The sequence below is a fragment of the Streptomyces gilvosporeus genome (assembly GCF_002082195.1).
Lineage (GTDB): Bacteria > Actinomycetota > Actinomycetes > Streptomycetales > Streptomycetaceae > Streptomyces > Streptomyces gilvosporeus.
Genome location: NZ_CP020569.1, coordinates 3,740,634 through 3,756,863, shown reverse-complemented (window position 1 = coordinate 3,756,863; position 16,230 = coordinate 3,740,634). Strand labels below are relative to the sequence as shown.

General features: G+C 74.2%; 9 protein-coding genes. 3 read left to right on the top strand and 6 right to left on the bottom strand.

Annotation, left to right across the window (positions count from 1 at the left end; all coding sequences use genetic code 11):
- Positions 1 to 156 precede the first annotated feature (156 nt).
- Positions 157 to 2,385 (top strand): PIG-L family deacetylase, encoded by a 2,229-nt coding sequence (locus B1H19_RS40455; protein ID WP_261340964.1) that lies wholly within the window; start codon positions 157 to 159, stop codon positions 2,383 to 2,385.
- On the opposite strand, the gene B1H19_RS16520 is transcribed toward B1H19_RS40455, so the two are convergent.
- From B1H19_RS16520 to B1H19_RS16510, 3 genes are read right to left on the bottom strand one after another with little or no spacing between them, the layout of a single operon-like run.
- Positions 2,349 to 2,795 carry a GtrA family protein gene (locus tag B1H19_RS16520; protein ID WP_083105461.1) on the bottom strand — a complete coding sequence of 149 codons (447 nt, stop codon included), beginning with the start codon at positions 2,793 to 2,795 and terminating at the stop codon, positions 2,349 to 2,351. The genes B1H19_RS40455 and B1H19_RS16520 overlap by 37 nt on opposite strands.
- Positions 2,795 to 3,823 (bottom strand): glycosyltransferase family 2 protein, encoded by a 1,029-nt coding sequence (locus tag B1H19_RS16515; RefSeq protein ID WP_083105460.1) that lies wholly within the window; start codon positions 3,821 to 3,823, stop codon positions 2,795 to 2,797. Before B1H19_RS16515 ends, B1H19_RS16520 begins: the two co-directional genes overlap by 1 nt.
- Positions 3,820 to 6,525: a YfhO family protein gene (locus tag B1H19_RS16510; protein WP_237289341.1), complete on the bottom strand. Its 2,706-nt coding sequence runs from the start codon at positions 6,523 to 6,525 to the stop codon at positions 3,820 to 3,822. The genes B1H19_RS16515 and B1H19_RS16510 overlap by 4 nt, the downstream gene beginning before the upstream one ends.
- A gap of 187 nt (positions 6,526 to 6,712) precedes the next feature.
- On the opposite strand from B1H19_RS16510, the gene B1H19_RS16505 reads away from it, so the two are divergent.
- On the top strand, positions 6,713 to 8,575 hold the full coding sequence (locus B1H19_RS16505; protein ID WP_083105459.1) for a glycosyltransferase family 2 protein: 1,863 nt from the start codon (positions 6,713 to 6,715) through the stop codon (positions 8,573 to 8,575).
- A gap of 84 nt (positions 8,576 to 8,659) precedes the next feature.
- Here the strand turns inward: B1H19_RS16505 and galE are convergent, their stop codons facing one another.
- From galE to B1H19_RS16490, 3 genes are all read right to left on the bottom strand, one after another.
- On the bottom strand, positions 8,660 to 9,634 hold the full coding sequence (gene galE, locus B1H19_RS16500; protein WP_083105458.1) for a UDP-glucose 4-epimerase GalE: 975 nt from the start codon (positions 9,632 to 9,634) through the stop codon (positions 8,660 to 8,662).
- Positions 9,635 to 9,691: 57 nt separating this feature from the next.
- Positions 9,692 to 11,335, bottom strand: coding sequence for a glycosyltransferase family 2 protein (locus tag B1H19_RS16495; RefSeq protein ID WP_083105457.1), 1,644 nt, complete (start codon positions 11,333 to 11,335; stop codon positions 9,692 to 9,694).
- Between the two features lie 297 nt (positions 11,336 to 11,632).
- Positions 11,633 to 15,280: a bifunctional glycosyltransferase/CDP-glycerol:glycerophosphate glycerophosphotransferase gene (locus tag B1H19_RS16490; RefSeq protein WP_083105456.1), complete on the bottom strand. Its 3,648-nt coding sequence runs from the start codon at positions 15,278 to 15,280 to the stop codon at positions 11,633 to 11,635.
- Positions 15,281 to 15,512: 232 nt separating this feature from the next.
- Between B1H19_RS16490 and B1H19_RS16485 the strand changes: the two genes are divergently transcribed.
- A complete protein-coding gene (locus B1H19_RS16485) occupies positions 15,513 to 16,190 on the top strand; it encodes a class I SAM-dependent methyltransferase (protein ID WP_083105455.1) in 678 nt (225 codons plus the stop codon).
- The last annotated feature ends 40 nt before the right edge of the window (positions 16,191 to 16,230 follow it).

Genomic DNA, 16,230 nt, shown 5'->3' with positions numbered 1-16,230 from the left:
TTCACCCAAAAAGGTTGGTCTTCGTAACCTGAAAGTTCTGTGGAGCGCGTCACGGCCGGGCGAAAGCGGAGACTTTTCGGACGGGCGGGATCCGAGAGGCAACCGAATACTGGATTTGGCCCTCTTCCTTCAGATGGGCCGCAGAGGAGATTCCGATTGGCCGAGCGTCGCACCTCACTCGTGACCCGCCGCCGGCTCCTCCGAGCGACCGGCGGTGGCGCGCTGGCGGCCCTGGCCGGCGCCGGGTTCTGGGCCCGGCTTTCCCCGGGGGAGCCGTTCACCCACACCGAGGAACTCGCGGGGTCCGGGCCGCCCCTGGCGGACGCCCGGAATCAGTCGTTTCTGCACGTCGTGGCGCATGCGGACGATGCCCTCTACTTCATGAACCCGAACCTGGAACAGGGCATCCGCAGCGGCGCCCGCTCGGTGACCGTCTGCCTGACCGGCGGCGAGTCCGACGGGCGCAACGCCGCCCCGGGCACCCCCGACCCCGTCCCGCGCAACCGGGCCGACTTCGCCCGCGCCCGCACCAACGGACTGCGCGCCGCGCACGCCCTGATGGCCACCGGGGACGCGCGCAGCCCCTGGGACCTGGAGGCGCTGTCCCTCCTGCCCGGCTTCCAGGTGGAACTGCACACACTGCGCGCGGCCCCGCACAACCAGCTGGTCTTCCTGGAGCTGGTCGAGGCCCGTACCGTCTCGGCGCCCCGCGCCACCAGCCTGCGCGGCCTGTGGCTCGGCGTCGCGGACACCCTCCCCACCCTGCGCCCCGCCCGTACCCCCGTACCGACCGTCCACCGCTATACCCGCGACCAGCTCATCGCCACCCTGGTGGCGCTCCTCGAACGGGTGCGGCCCACCGTGGTGCGCACCCTGGACCCCGATGCCGCGCACTGCTCGCCGGACCGGCAGTCCGCCGCGGACCCCCGGCTCGCCGGGCTGCGCTACTACGACCACCAGGACCACACCGCCTCCGCCTACTTCGCCCTGGCGGCGCTGGCCGCCTACCGGGGGAGCGAGCGCGGCCGCCCGCCGGTCCTGGAGAGCTACCTGGGCTACGAACTCGGTGTACTGCCCAACAACCTCGACAACCGCACGGCCCGCCGCAAGGGCCGGGTACTGGACGTCTACGGCTGGGCCGACGGCCGCCGCTGCGGCGATCCGGCGGGCTGCGGCGACCGCAAGGTGGGCGGCCGGTCCTACAGCGGCGGCTCCCGGAACTGGACCCGCAGCACCCGCCTGCGCGCGCCCGGCTCCAACGCCTGGATCCGGCCGGCGGCCGACGGCCGGCTGGCCGCCTTCGCGGTCCTGGGCGGCCGCGCCTACTGCTGGACCGAGACCCGTCCGGGCGGCGGCCGCTTCACCGGCCCCCGGCCGCTCGGCGGCGACCTGCGCGACCTGCTGGACAGCCAGATCCATGCCGTACGGCACCCCGGCGGCGGCCTTTGGCTGTTCGCCGTCCGCACGGTCCTGCCGGACGCCGGCCGGGCCCACCGCCGCGAGCTGATGGCGGCCGTCCAGACCGGCACCGCTCCCACCGGGGAGCCCCTCTTCGCCCGGTGGCAGCCGCTGGGCTCCCCGGACCACGACCCCGTCCGCTCGCTGGAGATCGGCTTCCCGGCGGCGGTGGTCACCCCGGACGGCGCGGTCCATGTCTTCGTACGGACCTGGGGCGGCGGCCTCGCCCACCGCAGCGCCCCGCACGGCAGGCGGTGGACGCCGTGGCGGCGGCTGGAGGGCCAGGCGGGGCGGCTGAAGTCGGCGCCGGACCTCGTCGACGGCATCGATGCCTGCGTGGACTCCCACGGGCGGATCCATGTGGTCGCACCCAGTGGCCGGACCGTGCACCACTGGGTGTCCCACGAGCCCGGGCGGCCGCCGCGCCCGGCCGCGGCCACCGGACTGCCGGAGGCGGCCGGGCCGGTGAGCCTGGTGCCCCTGGAGGACGGCGCGGTGCGCGCGCTCTTCCGCCAGGCGGGCACCGCCCAGGTGCTGATCGCCGAACGGCAGGGGCGGATCGGCAACTGGCGGGTGGCCGCGCAGTGCGCACCGATGGGCGGCTACGGACGGGTGGCCGCGGCGCCGGCCGGTTCCGGCGACGGGATGGTGCTGGCGGCGCGCGACGATGCGGGGCACGTACGGGTGGCGGGCGTGCAGGGCGCCCCGGGGCCCTGGTGGACGGGACGGGTGCCGCATGTGGCGGCGGCCGGGGCCGTGCAGGATGCGGCGGGCCGGGCGGTGGTGGTGGCGCTGGGCAACGACGGCCGGCTGTATACGGTCCGGCAGCGGGCGGCGGGTGCGGATGCGCCGTTCGGGGCCTGGAGGCCGGCGGGGGCGCCTCCGCCGGCTCAGGCCGGTTCGCGGGGGCGGGTCCGTGCGCTCTGACGGGCGCGGCGGCCCGGGAGCAGGATCCGCCGGGAGACCAGGAAGGTGAACGGGATCCCCACCACGGCGGCCGCCAGCGGCGCCACCTTGCTGTTGACCCCGCACCAGCTCACCAGCACCACCAGCCCCACGCTCTGGACCACATAGGCGGTGACCTGGGTCAGCGGGAAGAGCAGGAACTTCTTCCAGGTCGGCCGGGTGCGGTAGGTGACATAGGTGTTCAGGAAGAACGAGCAGGTCATCGCGGTCAGGAAGCCGAGGGTGAAGGCCGCGAAGTACGGCAGGACGCGGTGCAGCGGCAGATAACAGGCGTAGAAGGTCGCGGTGTTGACCCCGCCGACCACGGTGAAGCGCAGGAGCTGGCCCCGGTCGGGGAGCTGCGGCAGGAGGCGCCTGGTGCGTGGCGGCATCAGCCGGCCCGGGAGGAGGCGGCGGGGATGGTGGCCTCCTTGGCCGGCCCGCCGGCCTCTTTGGCCGCTCCGCCGCCCTCCTTGGCCGTCCGGACGGCGTCCCTGACGGGCCGCACGGCTTCCTTGACCAGGAAGTGCGGCCGCCGCTTGGCCTCGTAGTAGATCCGTCCGATGTACTCGCCGATCAGCCCGAGCATCACCATCTGGAGTCCGCCCAGGCCCGCGATGATGGCCACCAGCGTCACATAGCCCGGTGCCGTGATGCCTCCGACGGCGGCGGAGCCGATCACCCACAGGGTGTAGAGCGTGGCGAGCGAGGCCAGGCTCAGCCCGGTGTAGATGGCCGCGCGCAGCGGGCGGCAGTTGAACGAGATCATGCCGTCGATGCCGTAGTTGACCAGGGTGCGCAGCCGCCATTTGGTCTGCCCGGCCTCCCGGGCGGCGTTGCGGTAGTCGAAGGTGACGGTGTCGAAGCCGATCCAGGAGAACAGCCCCTTGGAGAAGCGGTTGTACTCCGGCAGCGAGACCAGCGCGTCGACGGCGGTGCGCGACAGCAGCCGGAAGTCGCCCACGCCGTCGGCGAGTTCGACGTCCACCCAGGTGTTGACGGCCCGGTAGTAGAGGCGGCTGAGCGCGGTCCGCAGTCGTGGGTCGCCGTCCCGGCTGCGGCGCGCGACGACCTGGTCGTGGCCGAGATGGTAGAGGTCGAGCATCTTCTCGATCAGCTCGGGCGGATGCTGGAGGTCCGCGTCCATGATGATCACCGCGTCGCCGGTGGCCTCCCTCAGGCCGGCCAGTATGGCGGGCTCCTTGCCGAAGTTGCGGCTGAAGGAGAGGTACCGGGTGGTGGCGGGATGCCGCTGGGCGAGGTCGCGCAGCCGCGGCAGGGTGCCGTCGGCGCTGCCGTCGTCCACGTAGCACAGCTCGTAGTCGACGGCGAGCCTGTCGAGAACCGAGCGGACCCGGGCGTCGAAGCGGCTTATGACGTCCTCTTCGTTGTAGCAGGGGACGACGAGGGAGAGCTTCATGGTCGCGCCTTTTCGCCGGTGTCCGCCGAGGGGCAGGCAACGGCGCGGTCGCCGTCCCCTGCGGGGTAATTCTGGCAAACCTGATGGATTGTCATGGTTTGGGAGGGTGTGGCGAACGAGCGGTTCCGGCGTCCGCGGAGGCGGGCGGCCGTCGCCACGGCGGCCAGGGTCAGCGCGCCGGCGCCGCTCGCGGCCAGCCCCGGCAGCAGGCCCGGAGGGGTATAGGCGCAGGACAGCCGGGAGGCGCCGGGACGCAGCGGGACGGCCAGCAGACCGGCGTACGAGCCTGCGGCGCGCGACGGCCCGCCGTCCACCGAACAGCCCCATCCGGGCACCGCCGGAAGGGCGATCAGCGCGCTGCCGGAGCTGTGGGGCGGCAGCGCGGCAACCAGTTCATGGCCGCCGGTGTTCCATTTGACGAGGCCGTTCGCGCGCAGGGCGGCCACCGCATCCGACAGCGAGTGAGGGGGGAGACAGCCGATGGGGTGCTCGGGGATATGTTGCGGACCGTCCGGGGTGAAACGGACCGGCACCGTGCCGTCGGCGGGCACGGTGCCCAGGACGCGCACGGGGTTTTCGGTGATGCCGTCGCGCCGCCCGATCGCCTGGGTCCACCGGCCCAGGGCACTGACCTGCCCGGCGAACTGCGGGGCGTACCAGACGGCGGTGCCGCCCGGGGTACAGCGGGCGGTGAAGGTGGTGCCGGGGGCCTCGCGGTCGGCAGCCTTGCCAGGGGGCTTGCCGTCGGCTGCGCCGACGGGGGCCCTGCCGGCGGGCAGCGCCCAGCCGGTGGTTTCGCGCAGCGGGGCGGCGCCCGCGGCGGGGGCCAGGGCGGGGACCTCGTAGACCCGAGCGCCCAGCGCCTGCTCCTGGCGGGCGAAGACGGTCCCGGCGGGCGTTCGGGGCGCGCCGGGGACGGCGGTGCGGTGCGCGCCGCGACCGTTGCCGCGCAGATCGTGGCGTACGGACACCAGCGGGCCCGGCCGGGCGCTCTGTGCCGTGAAGCCTCCGTCGTGGTGCGGCGCAAGATAGCTGCCGACGCCCATGAGGGCGCGCCCCACCGGGTCCTCCAGGCTGAGGGTGTGCCGCCCCTTGATGTACCAGCCGGCGCCCAGCCGGTGCAGCGCACGGGCGGTCGCGGCCGGCACATAGCTGCTGTAGTACGAGCCGCCCTGACCGCCGATCAACAGCGGGTCGTTGTTGGCGAATTCATGCGGCCCCGGATCGGTGCGCGAACGGGGCCAGTCGTCACGGGCCGCGAGCCCCTCCTGGGTGGCCAGCGCCCGCTGGCTGAGCGTGGTTTTCGGGCGGAACCACGCGATCGTGTCTCGCAGCGCGAGGAGGGAGTACGCCGACTGCGCCGCGCCGAACAGCACGGCGCAGGTCAGCGCGGCGGTGGCGGCCGACCGTACGGCCGCCCCGGCGGCGCGGCGGCGGGGCGCCGTCAGCACGATCAGCGCGGCCAGGGCGATGCCGCCGCCCGCCGGCAGGATCCAGGTGGCGCCGTCCACCGCGGGCCGGTCCCGGCACAGCCAGGCCAGCAGCGCCACCAGCCCGGCGCCCGCGGCCAGTTCACGGGCCCGTGGCCGATGCGCCAGCGCCAGCCAGGCCATCATCACCACCATCCCGCTCAGGACGAACGCCGCGCGGAACGGACTCCCGTTGGGCAGCGCAAACCCGTGCCACAGCAGAATCGTCGGCTCCCAGACGAACGATGCGGCCACCGCCACCGCCAGGACGTACCACCCCACGCGCACCCGCACCGGCAGGGCGCGGACGAACGGAAAGGCGGCCACGAGCAGCAGCGCCGGCAACCCGGCGAAGATGTGCGGCAGCTCCTCGGCGCCCGTCCCGCCCGGCAGCAGCTGCGCCAACTGGTCGAGCAGCGGCGGTGGTCCGGGGTAGGCCCAGGCGGGCGCGGGCTGCGCGGCGCGGCTCGCCTCGAAGGTGACGGTCAGCACGGGCGCGGCCAGCGCGAGCGCGGTGGCCATCATCGAGGCGGCCCGCCCCAGCACCCGCAGGCGCTCCCCGACCGGCATCTCCCCGGCCGTCACCACCCGCACCAGCAGCACCAGTGCCGTGGCCAGGCTCGCCATCGCCGCCGTATAGAAATTCCCCGCCCAGGCGAGCGCGAAGAGCGCCGTGCCCGCCACCCACCGGCGACGGCGCAGACACCAGTCCGCGGCGATACCGGTCATCGGCAGCGAGACCAGTCCCCACATCCACATCGGATCGGCGAACCCGTCGTGCAGCACCCAGGCGCACAGTCCGTAGCCCACGGAGAGCAGCGCCCGCAGCGTCCCGGGGCCCGGCGCGAGCCGCCCCAGGAAGACGGTCATCAGCGCCGCGCCGAGCCCGATGCTCAGCAAGGTCACCAAGAAGACCGGGAACTCCACCAGAGGGCGCGGGAAAAGCCCCACCAGCCACGAGAAGGGGTTCATCAGATAGGTGAGGAAGTCGGCCAGGAAGGGGACGCCGTAGCCGCTGCTCCAGTTGAAGAACAGATCGCCGCTGGTGGTGCCGTGCAGCAGATCCCACAGCCTGGCGTGGAACGGAATGAACTGATTGCCCAGGTCATTGACGGCACGCGAGCGCGTCCCGAAGGGATAGCCGCCGTGGGCCGCCAGCGCCAGGCAGTACGCCCCCATGGACAGCAGCGCCGCGAGCCCGGGTGCGGCCGCGCGTTTGATGATCGCTCTCACCGTGCCGCGATCCCCCAGCTCCAAGAACAAGATCAAGACAGGCGAACTCACCCTAAGGGATCGATAACGGATGATGAAGGTATATCTCGCACCGACCCGGTGCGCTGCGCCGGAGCGCGGGGTAGCGTCCCCTGATTCCCGGGTGATATCGGGTCCCGGGGGGCCCGGCACGACGAACGGAGGATGGATGGCCGCACCAACCGTCACCGTGGTCGTCCCCGTCCACAACACCCGGCGCTACCTCGGCCGCAGCCTGGGCTCCGTATTCGCCCAGACCCTGGCCCAGGACCGCATCGAGGTGATCGCGGTCGACGACGGTTCCACCGACGGCAGCGGCGCCTGGCTGGCCGAGGCGGCCCGCAGCCACCCCAATCTGACCGTGGTGAGCGGGCCCCCGTCCGGCGGTGCCGGACGCCCCCGCAACATCGGCCTGGCCCGCGCCACCGGCGACTACGTCTTCTTCCTCGACTCCGACGACCGCCTCGGCCCCGAAGCGCTCGCCCGCCTCACCCGGATGGCCCACACCTGCCGCTCCGACATCGTCTACGGCCGCATCGTCGGCGCCGACGGCCGGGCGGCCCCCGTCGACCTGCGCCTCACCAGCCCCCGCGTCTCCCTCTTCGACTCACCGGTCTACTGGAGCCTCGCCGCCTACAAACTCTTCCGCCGCTCCTTCCTCGACCGCCACCGCCTCCGGTTCGCCGAGGGCCGCCTGCTGGCCGAGGACCTCCCCTTCGGCATCGCCGCCCTGCTGCGCGCCGAGGTCGTCTCCGTCCTGGCCGACTACGACTGCTACTACCTCCACGGCCGTGACGACGACAGCAACGCCACCCGCCAGGACACCGACTGGCCCGACTACCTCGCCTATATCGCCACCGTGCTTGCCCAGGTCGCCGCCGCCGTCCCGCCCGGCCCCGACCGTGACAAGCTGATGACCCGTCACTTCCACGGCGAGATACTCATGCCGTTCGCGGCCCCCTACCTCGCCCGCGACCGGGCCGGCCGCCGCGCCATGGCCGACGCCGCCCGCCCCCTCGTCGCCCGCTATCTGACCGACCGCATCATGGCCGCCCTGCCGCCCGGCCTCCGGCTGCGCGCCCACTGCCTGCGCGCCGGACTCGACGACGAACTGACCGCCGTCGTCCGCGCCGATACGCAGCACACGCCGGGCCCGCCCCATGTGGACCCCGACGGCCGCGTCTACGCCGCCTACCCGCACTTCCGCGACCCCGCCCACCCCCTCCCCGACGCCTGCTACGACCTGAGCACCCGCCTCGCCCTGCGCCAGCGCCTGACCGGCTACCACTGGCGCGACGGCCTCCTCCACCTCCACGGCACCGCCGAACTGCCGGGCCTGGCCGCTCATCGCGTCGACCTCGTCCTGCGCGGCCGCGGCGGCGAACACCGCCTCCCCGCCCGGCACCAGGGCGGCATCTGGCACGCCACCCTCGACCCCGCGACCGCTCTCGACGGCGCCCCGCTGACCGACGGCATCTGGGGCCTGAAGATCGCGCTCACCGCCCACGGCGCGGCCGGTGCGTCCGGATCGGCGCTGCGCCGCGCCGCCTGGCTGTGCCCGGAGACCGAGGACCCCGCGGCGCTCGCCCCCCGCCTCCTTGCCCGCGGCCCCGCCGCCCCCGCCGTCGCCGCCCTCTTCCTGTCCCACCCCCACGGCCATCTCCATCTCGACCTCGACACCCGCGGCGCCCGCCGGCCCCTCGGCACCGACCTCCACGGCAAGGCCACCCGCACCACCCTCACCGCTTACCTCACGCTCCCCGGCTGCCCCCAGGACGCCGAGCTCCAGCTGATCCTCTGCGATGAGCGCGGCGTGATCGCCCTGCCCACGAAGGTGCAGCGCCGGTCCCACGACCGCTTCATCCTGCGCGCCCGCCTGCGCGGCGGACCGCCCGGCCACCGCCGCGCGGCCGTCCGGCTCACCGCGGGGACGCTGCGGCTCCGGCTGCCGGTGGGGGCGGGCGAAGGAGGCGGCGCGCTCACGGTCACGCTCCCGCGGGGCGTGCTCCCGTACAAAGGCCGCTACGGCTAGCCAAGGCCCCATGACGAAGGACGGACGGATCTCCGCGATCCGTCCGTCCTTGCCGGCTGCTGGGACAGGGCCCGAGCGGGCGCCTCAGTGCCGCCCGCGCAGTCCCCACCCCGCCCACGCCGAAGCGATCATCTCGCGGACGTCATGGCGGGCCTTCCAGCCCAGTTCCCGCGTGATGCGGTCCGCCGCGGCGACGACCCGGGCTGGATCGCCGGGGCGGCGCGGGGTGACCTGGGCCGTCACGCCCTGGTGCCCGGTGACCTCGCAGATCAGGTCGATCATCTCGCGGACCGAAACGCCCTCGCCCCGGCCGATGTTGAGGGTGAGATCGCGCACCGGTCCGGGCTCGGCGAGCCTGCGGGCCGCGGCCACATGGGCGTCGGCGAGATCGGCGACATGGATGTAGTCGCGGATGCAGGTGCCGTCGGGGGTGTCGTAGTCATCGCCGAAGATCCGCGGAGCGGCGCCCTCGGTGAGCTTCTCGAAGACCATGGGGACGATGTTGAAGACCCCGGTGTCGGCCAGTTCCGGCGTGGCCGCGCCCGCGACGTTGAAGTACCGCAGGCAGGCGGTGCTGATGCCGTGCGCCTTGCCGACCGCACGGGCCATCCACTCGCCGACCAGCTTGGTCTCGCCGTACGGGTTGATCGGCGCGCAGGGGGTGTCCTCGGTGACCAGGTCGACGTCCGGCATGCCGTAGACGGCGGCCGAGGAGGAGAAGACGAAGCGGCCGACCCCGGCGGCGGCCATCGCCTCCAGGAGGGTCTGGAGACCGTGGACGTTCTCGCGGTAGTAGTGCAGCGGCATCTCCACCGACTCGCCGACCTGCTTCTTGGCGGCCAGGTGGACCACATCGGTGATCTCGTGCGCCGCGAAGGTGCGGTCCAGCAGCGCCCGGTCGAGCGTGGAGCCGACGACCAGGGGGACGTCCTCGGGGACCCGGTCGGCGATGCCCGTCGTCAGATTGTCGAGCACCACGACCGGCTCGCCCGCCTCACGCAGGGCCCGTACGACATGGGAGCCGATGTAACCGGCACCACCCGTGATCAAATAAGACATACGCCAATCCTAGGTCGGGGGACACAACGGGAGGGAAAGCGGCCGGACGGGCGCGGCTCAGCGGCCGAATCTGCGAGCCGCGATCCGCCAGACGCTGCGCAGACCGGCCGCGACCCGCAGCGAGAGCGCGCCTCCGGTGGTCGCATACGGCTGGGCCAGCAGCAGGCCGTGGCGGCGGCTGGGCAGGACGCGGCGGCGCAGTCCGGGGCCCATCGCGCGCAGGGAGGCGCGGAAGCCGTCGCCGTCCTCGCAGCGGACCTCGGCCATCAGGTCCCAGGGCTCGGGGTCGGCCGAGCGGGCCGAGCCCCGTTCGATCAGGGTCGCCAGGTCCAGGACCACCTCGGCGGTCCAGCAGGTCTCGGATCCGGCGGTGGGCGGGGCCGGGGTGAGCGCCGCGGTGTGCACGGGGCCGCGCCGGTCGTCCCGGCGGCGGCGCAGCTCTATGTCGATGCTGACCGGGCCCGCCGCGGACAGCCGTCCGTACAGGTCGTGCACCCGCAGCCGCAGGGTGCTGCGCGGCCCGATGGCCGGTTCGGCGTCGATGGTCACCGGCAGACGGTGCATCGGCTTGGTGCCCAGGGCGTCCAGCCCGACCTGGGGCAGGTCGGGAGCCCAGACGGCCTGCCCGTCGGCCTCGGCGTACGGGGGCAGCAGCCGCCCCGGACGGGCCGCGAGCTGGGTGAGACGCTCCAGGTCGCGGGGGGTGGGGGAGGCCAGGACGACCCGGGCCAGCCAGCGGGCCGGGGCGCGGGCGGCGCGCAGACCGGCCTCGTCGAAACCGGCCAGATAGTCGCGGGTCAGCCGCCACCACGCGGTGCGGTAGTCGCTGCCGCGGGTGTGCAGCTCGCGGACGTACATCCGCAGGTCGTGATCGAGGAACTTGGTCTCCGCGGCATGCGCGAGGGCCTTGTGCCCGGCGTCCTGGAAGATCTGCACGCTGGCGCGGTGCGCCTCGATACGCGCCTGCCAGTTGGTGACGTCCTCGCGGGCCAGGGAGATCGACTGCCGGGCCGCGGAACGGCGGACGTGCCAGACGTAGACGGGGTCCGGGATGGTGGCGATCCGCGAGGCGGCTGCCAGGACGCGGGCGGTGAAGACGAAGTCCTCGTAGGTGTAGCGGCCCTCGGGGAAGGCGATGCCGTGCGCGGAGAGGAACGCCGTGGCGTAGAGCTTGTTGACGCACAGGGTGTCGCGGATCAGCTGGGGGCTGTCCTCGGCCGACTGGTGCAGCGCCGCCTCGCGGTAGAGGGCGGGCTGCCAGGGGACGTCCCGCCCGGCGGGCAGCTCGCGGCGGACACAGGCGCCCGCCACAACCGGGGCGTCATGGTGCAGCGCGGCGGTCAGCAGGGAGCGCGCGGCGTTGGGCGGCAGGACGTCGTCGCTGTCCAGGAACATCACGAAGCGGCCGGTGGCGGCGCGCAGCCCGTCGTTGCGCGGGGAGCCGCAGCCTCCGCTGTTCTCGGTGCGGTGGATCACCCGCAGCCGGTCGTCGCCGTGCGCGAGGGCGTCCAGCGCCTCGCCCGTCCCGTCGGTGGAGGCGTCGTCCACCGCGATCACCTCGCGGACGACGTCGCCCTGGGCGAGCGCGGAGCGCACCGCATCGCGGACGTGCACGGCATCGTTGAAGGCGATGACGACGATGCTGACCTGTTCTTTTGGCGTGATGGTGGGCCCAGGCCGTGGCTCACGGGCTTCTTTCACAGTCACTCAATCTACATTTCGTGTCGACAGCATCTCGGGGGGCACGAGCGGGATCTGCTCCGTTTGTCTGATGGAACAGAGGCGGTTTCCCGTCGCAGGGTTGCACCCTTCGCCGCGGATTTCCGCGTTCTTGCCGTCTTCTTACTGGCCGGTTACTGGGCCGGAAAGGCCGGGCTCGGGCACGCAGGGCCGTAAGGGCTTCTGCACAACCTGTAACGACGCGAAGGCCGCGCGATGCCGATCCGAACGCCACCACCTTGCCGCCGCCGTCTTCGCCCGCCGGCCGCCCCCGGTGGCTCACGCCATGAGCAGATCGGCCACCCGGCCCGCCGCGCCGCCGTCGTCACGGTGGCAGAGGGCCTCCCGGAAGGCTGTATACGCGTCCGCGCCGGCCCGGCGGATGGCCGTCAGATCGCCGAGCGCATCGATCAGCTCCCCGGTGGTGCCGAGCAGCGGGCCGGGGACCCGGGCCTCGAAATCGAGGGTGAAACCCCGCAGCGTGTCGCGGTAGTGCGGCAGGTCGGGGGTCAGAAAGAGCATCGGACGGCCGGTGTTGGCGAAGTCGACGGCCAGCGAGGAGTAGTCGGTGACCAGCACATCGGCGGCCAGCAGGAGCTCGGTGGCGTCAGGGTGGTCCGAGACGTCGAGGGCGAAGGGGGCGGTGGGGGTCCCTTGGGGGAAGGCCGGCAGCCGGTCGGCCACCAGGGGGTGGCTGCGGACCAGGAGGACATGGTCGTCGGACAGGGCGGCGCGGGCCGCCTCCAGGTCGAGCGGCAGATGCAGACGGTGGTGGGCCGCGTCATAGGCCAGATGGTCGCGCGGGGTCGGCGCATAGAGCACCACTTTCTTACCTTGCGGGATGCCCAGCCGGGCGCGCACCGCGGCGGCCCTGCTCTCCCGGTCGGCGGCCAGCAGCGCATCGATGCGCGGCAGCCCGGTCTCGACCGGTTCACCGGCGAAGCCGAGCGACGCGGGCAGGACGGCGGTGCTGTGGGCGTTGGGCGACAGCAGCACGCTCCACTGGCGGCCCAGCCGCGGCCGGGGCGCCAGATGGGACAGCCCCGCGCAGAGCGTGCCCGCCAGCCCCGCCCCGATCTGCTTGAGCGGGGTGCCGTGCCAGGTCTGGACGACCGTCTGGCCCTCGCGCCGCAGAAACCACGACGGCAGATGGGTGTTGGTGACGATCCAGCGGCTGTGGGCCAGGGCACCGTGCCAGGCGGCGCTGCCGACGGCCACGGCGCGGGCGGTGTCCGGCACCGCGGCCTGGCCGTCACGGACCGCCCACAGATGCGTCATCTCCACTCCCCGGCGCACCAGTTCCTCGTGCACCGCCCGCGGCGAGTCCCCGTAGGCCCGGCCGCCGAAGCTGCTGTAGAGCACCGCGTCGCGCAGCGGACGGCCCCTGTGCAGGGGATAGTGCAGCTCGCGCAGCACCCGGCGGCGGTAGGGGCCGCGGTCGGGGGCGGGCAGCGCCGGGCCCGCCGTCACCAGCGCCTCGTCATGGCGGTGCCGGTCGAGGGTCAGCGGCTTGCCGCCGACCGTACGGGAGGTGGGCAGGCCGTCGAAGACGGCGGGCGCGAAGCGGATCGGGGCGTCCGACGGCGAACCGGGCGCGCCCCGCTCCCGCAGATGCAGCGTCCAGCGGCCCTCGCGCAGCGGCAGCGCCCCCGCGAGCGACGGCAGCGCACCCAGCGGCAGCGCACAGTGGAAACGGCCGCCGTCATGGGTGGCGGGGAACGCCGCCTCGGCCGCGTGCACGGTGTGCCGCAGGACCACCTCGGCGGCGCGCGGCGCGGCATCCGGCAGCCGGCCCGCCACCAGCAAGGTCCCGTCGCGCCGCCAGATGACCCGGTCCGCATACGGCTGCGGGGTGCGGTCGTGCAGCACCAGCTCCCCGGCGGCGGTGGCCGCGACGACCAGCTCCCGGCCGTGCGCCAGGGGATGACCCACCGGGGGCAGCTCCGGCGGGCAGCCGACCGGGACCGTGGCGCCGTCCGGCAGCACCAGCTCCGGCGTCCAGGTCTCGGTGTGCAGGGGCGGGATCGTCCGCGGCGCCGCCGCGTCCGGCTCGGGGCGCGCGGCGGCCAGCGCGTCGAGGCGGATACGGACGGTGAGCGGTGCCCCGGACGGCGGGGCGTCCGGCGTCGGGCGCTCCCCGGGCCGAGGCGTTTCCGCCGTTGTGGGATCCCCGGACGGCGGCCGGTCGGCCGATGGGTCGGCCGGTTGGTCCGGTTTCACGTGAAACATCGTGACCGCGCCCGTCCGCCGATGGGTCAGCCGCAGCGCGGCCGGTCGCGGACCGGGCGCCGTGACCGTCAGATCGAGCGCATCGGCGGCCGCCAGGCGCTGCCCCGCCAGCCGGTACGCCCGGCGTTCGACCGTCAGCCGCAGCCGCCCCTCCGTATACCGCGGCACGATCCACACGTCCTCGTCGCCCGTCTCGTACGCCAGCGGCGACGCCCCCGAGCCGAGGTCCCCCGCCTCCAGCGCCGCGGACCGCACCACCCCCGCCGATGCGACGATCACCCCGACCGTCCACTCGCCCTCCCCCCAGCGCCCGCCCCTGCGCAGCCGCGCCGGATCGATCGTGACCTCGAAGCCCGCCCAGTCGTAACAGCGCCGCTCCTGGCCGGACGCGGCGGTCGCCTGCGGCATCGCCAGCGGCCGCATGGGCAGCAGGATCCGCCGGCGCCCCTGCGCCAGCACCGCGGTGCGCAGATAGCCGCGGCGGGTCGCCGCGTCCAGATTGCGGAGGTAGGCCCAGCCGCGCAGCACCAGCGCCCCGTCCCGCCACACCGCCTCCAGCACCCTCGTCCGTACGGGGAAATCCGTACGGTCCAGCCGCGACACGCCCGGCGGCAGCTCCAGCGGGGGCGTGAACGGCAGCACCGCACGCTTGCGCAGCGGCGGCCCGGTCACCTCGAATCCGGCCGGATTGCGCTCCTCGTGCGCCAGCAGGGCCAGCAGATCCGCCAGCCGCCCGGCGCGCACGAGATACCAGCGAATCCGCAGCTCGACCGGGAGCGCGGGAAACAGCAGGGGGTCGACCCCGGCGAGGAAGTCGCGGGCGCACTCCAAGAACGCGCCGCGGGACCCGGGCGCGGCCGAGGGCAGCGCCGCCACCAGGTCGAGCAGCCCGTCGGCCAGCGCCCACCGGTCGTACTCCTGCCGGAAGGCATGACGCTCCGGATGCGCCGGATCGGCCAGGAAGCGGCGGATGCCGGCCACCGCCGCGAACCGCTCCCGTACGGCCGCCGCCCCGGGCCGCCGGTACCGCGCGGCGCCCTCCGGCAGGCGCCGGTGGACGACGTCGGTGTGCAGTACGTCCACCGCGCCCGCCAGGAAATGCGCGGGCAGGGTCACCGCCGCGTCCTCGCACCACCCCCCTTCGGGGAAGGTGAAGCCGTGCCGGTCCCAGAAGGAACGGCGGAAGACCTTGTTGCGGGCGAGGTGGTCGGACAGCAGGGTGCGGTCCTCGGTGACATGGGTACGCAGCGCGGTCCTGCGGGCGGCCGGCGGGTGCGGGGACTGCGGGACGCCCGCGCCGAGCCGGTGGACGTTGCCGGTCGCCAGGTCGGCGCAGGACCTGTCCAGCAGGCCGGTCAGCTGCTCGTACGCACGCGGGAGCAGCACATCGTCCGCGTCGAGGAAGGCCAGATAACCGGTGTGCGGCAGGGCGAGCCGGGCACCGGCGTTGCGCGCCGCCCCGACGCCCCCGCGGCCGGCCGGCGGGCGGACGACCCGGAACCGCGGGTCCCGCTCGGCGTACTCCCGCACCACCTCGGCGGCCGCACCGGCCTCGCCGTCGTCCTCGGCCCCCTCCACCAGCACCACATCCAGTGCGGTCAGCGTCTGCGCCGCCACCGACGCCAGGCACTCCTCCACATTCCGCGCCGGTGCCTCGCCGCAAGGGACCGGGACGACCACGGTGAGCCGGGGCTTCATACGCGCGGACCTGCCTTTCCGAACCGATTCCGCTCAGGCGCATCACGGGATTGCGGCGTTCAACTCGCCCGTCGGCGGCGCGGTCACCGCATCTGCGCTGAAAGGGTGAGACGGCCCGGGGCCGTGCCGGGGCGGCGTGCCGCACCGCCCGGCTCCCCCTCGATGCCGTAGATCTGGGCAGCGCCAGGGCGCCCCACGCGCCGTGTCCCCAGGGAAAGGTGACCGCGACCCGATGCCCGGCCGAACCGACAGCCCCGCCCCCGCCAGCCGGCCCGAGGCCCCCGCCCCGCGGCCGCGCGATGCCCGCCCCGCCCGCAGCACCGGCACCGCCCCGCACGCCTCCACCGCCCTCCTCCCGGACGGCGAACGCGCCGACGCGGAACGGCCCGCACCCTCCCGGCCCCGCCACCGGCGGCAGCTGCGGCGTATCGGCCCCGGCCGGGTGCTGGAGATCGGCTGCGGCGACGGCGACACCCTCGCCGACTGCGCGCCCGGCAGCGTCGGCATCGACCACGACCCGGTCTCCGTCGAGAGGTGCCGGGAGCGCGGCCTGACCGCCTACACCGCCGATGACTTCCTCGCCGGCCCGGATGCCCGGCCCGGCGGCTTCGACGCGCTGCTGTGCGCCCATGTCCTGGAACACCTCGACGACGAGCAGGTCGAGGGCCTGCTGCGGGCCTATCTGCCGTATGTGCGGCCGGGCGGCGGCGTGGTGCTGATCACCCCGCAGGAGGCCGGGCACCGCGCCGAGGCGGCCCCGGTCCGCTTCACCGACTTCCCGCTGCTGCGCGCCTTCGCCGAGTCGGCGGGTTTGGCGGTGCGGCGGACCTACTCCGCTCCGCTGCCCCGGGCGGCCGGGAAGCTGCTGCGGCGCAATGTGTTCGTGCTGGTGGCGCAGGTGCCGCGGTAGGCGGAGCGGACGGGACGCAGGCAGGACAAAGGCGTACGGG

What these genes read in the sequence shown, in the direction of transcription:
- B1H19_RS16505 (WP_083105459.1), top strand. Translation starts at nt 6,713, where the DNA reads ATGGCCGCACCAACCGTCACCGTGGTCGTCCCCGTCCACAACACCCGG.
- galE (WP_083105458.1), bottom strand. Translation starts at nt 9,634, where the DNA reads ATGTCTTATTTGATCACGGGTGGTGCCGGTTACATCGGCTCCCATGTC.
- B1H19_RS16520 (WP_083105461.1), bottom strand. Translation starts at nt 2,795, where the DNA reads ATGCCGCCACGCACCAGGCGCCTCCTGCCGCAGCTCCCCGACCGGGGC.
- B1H19_RS16485 (WP_083105455.1), top strand. Translation starts at nt 15,513, where the DNA reads ATGCCCGGCCGAACCGACAGCCCCGCCCCCGCCAGCCGGCCCGAGGCC.
- B1H19_RS16515 (WP_083105460.1), bottom strand. Translation starts at nt 3,823, where the DNA reads ATGAAGCTCTCCCTCGTCGTCCCCTGCTACAACGAAGAGGACGTCATA.
- B1H19_RS16490 (WP_083105456.1), bottom strand. Translation starts at nt 15,280, where the DNA reads ATGAAGCCCCGGCTCACCGTGGTCGTCCCGGTCCCTTGCGGCGAGGCA.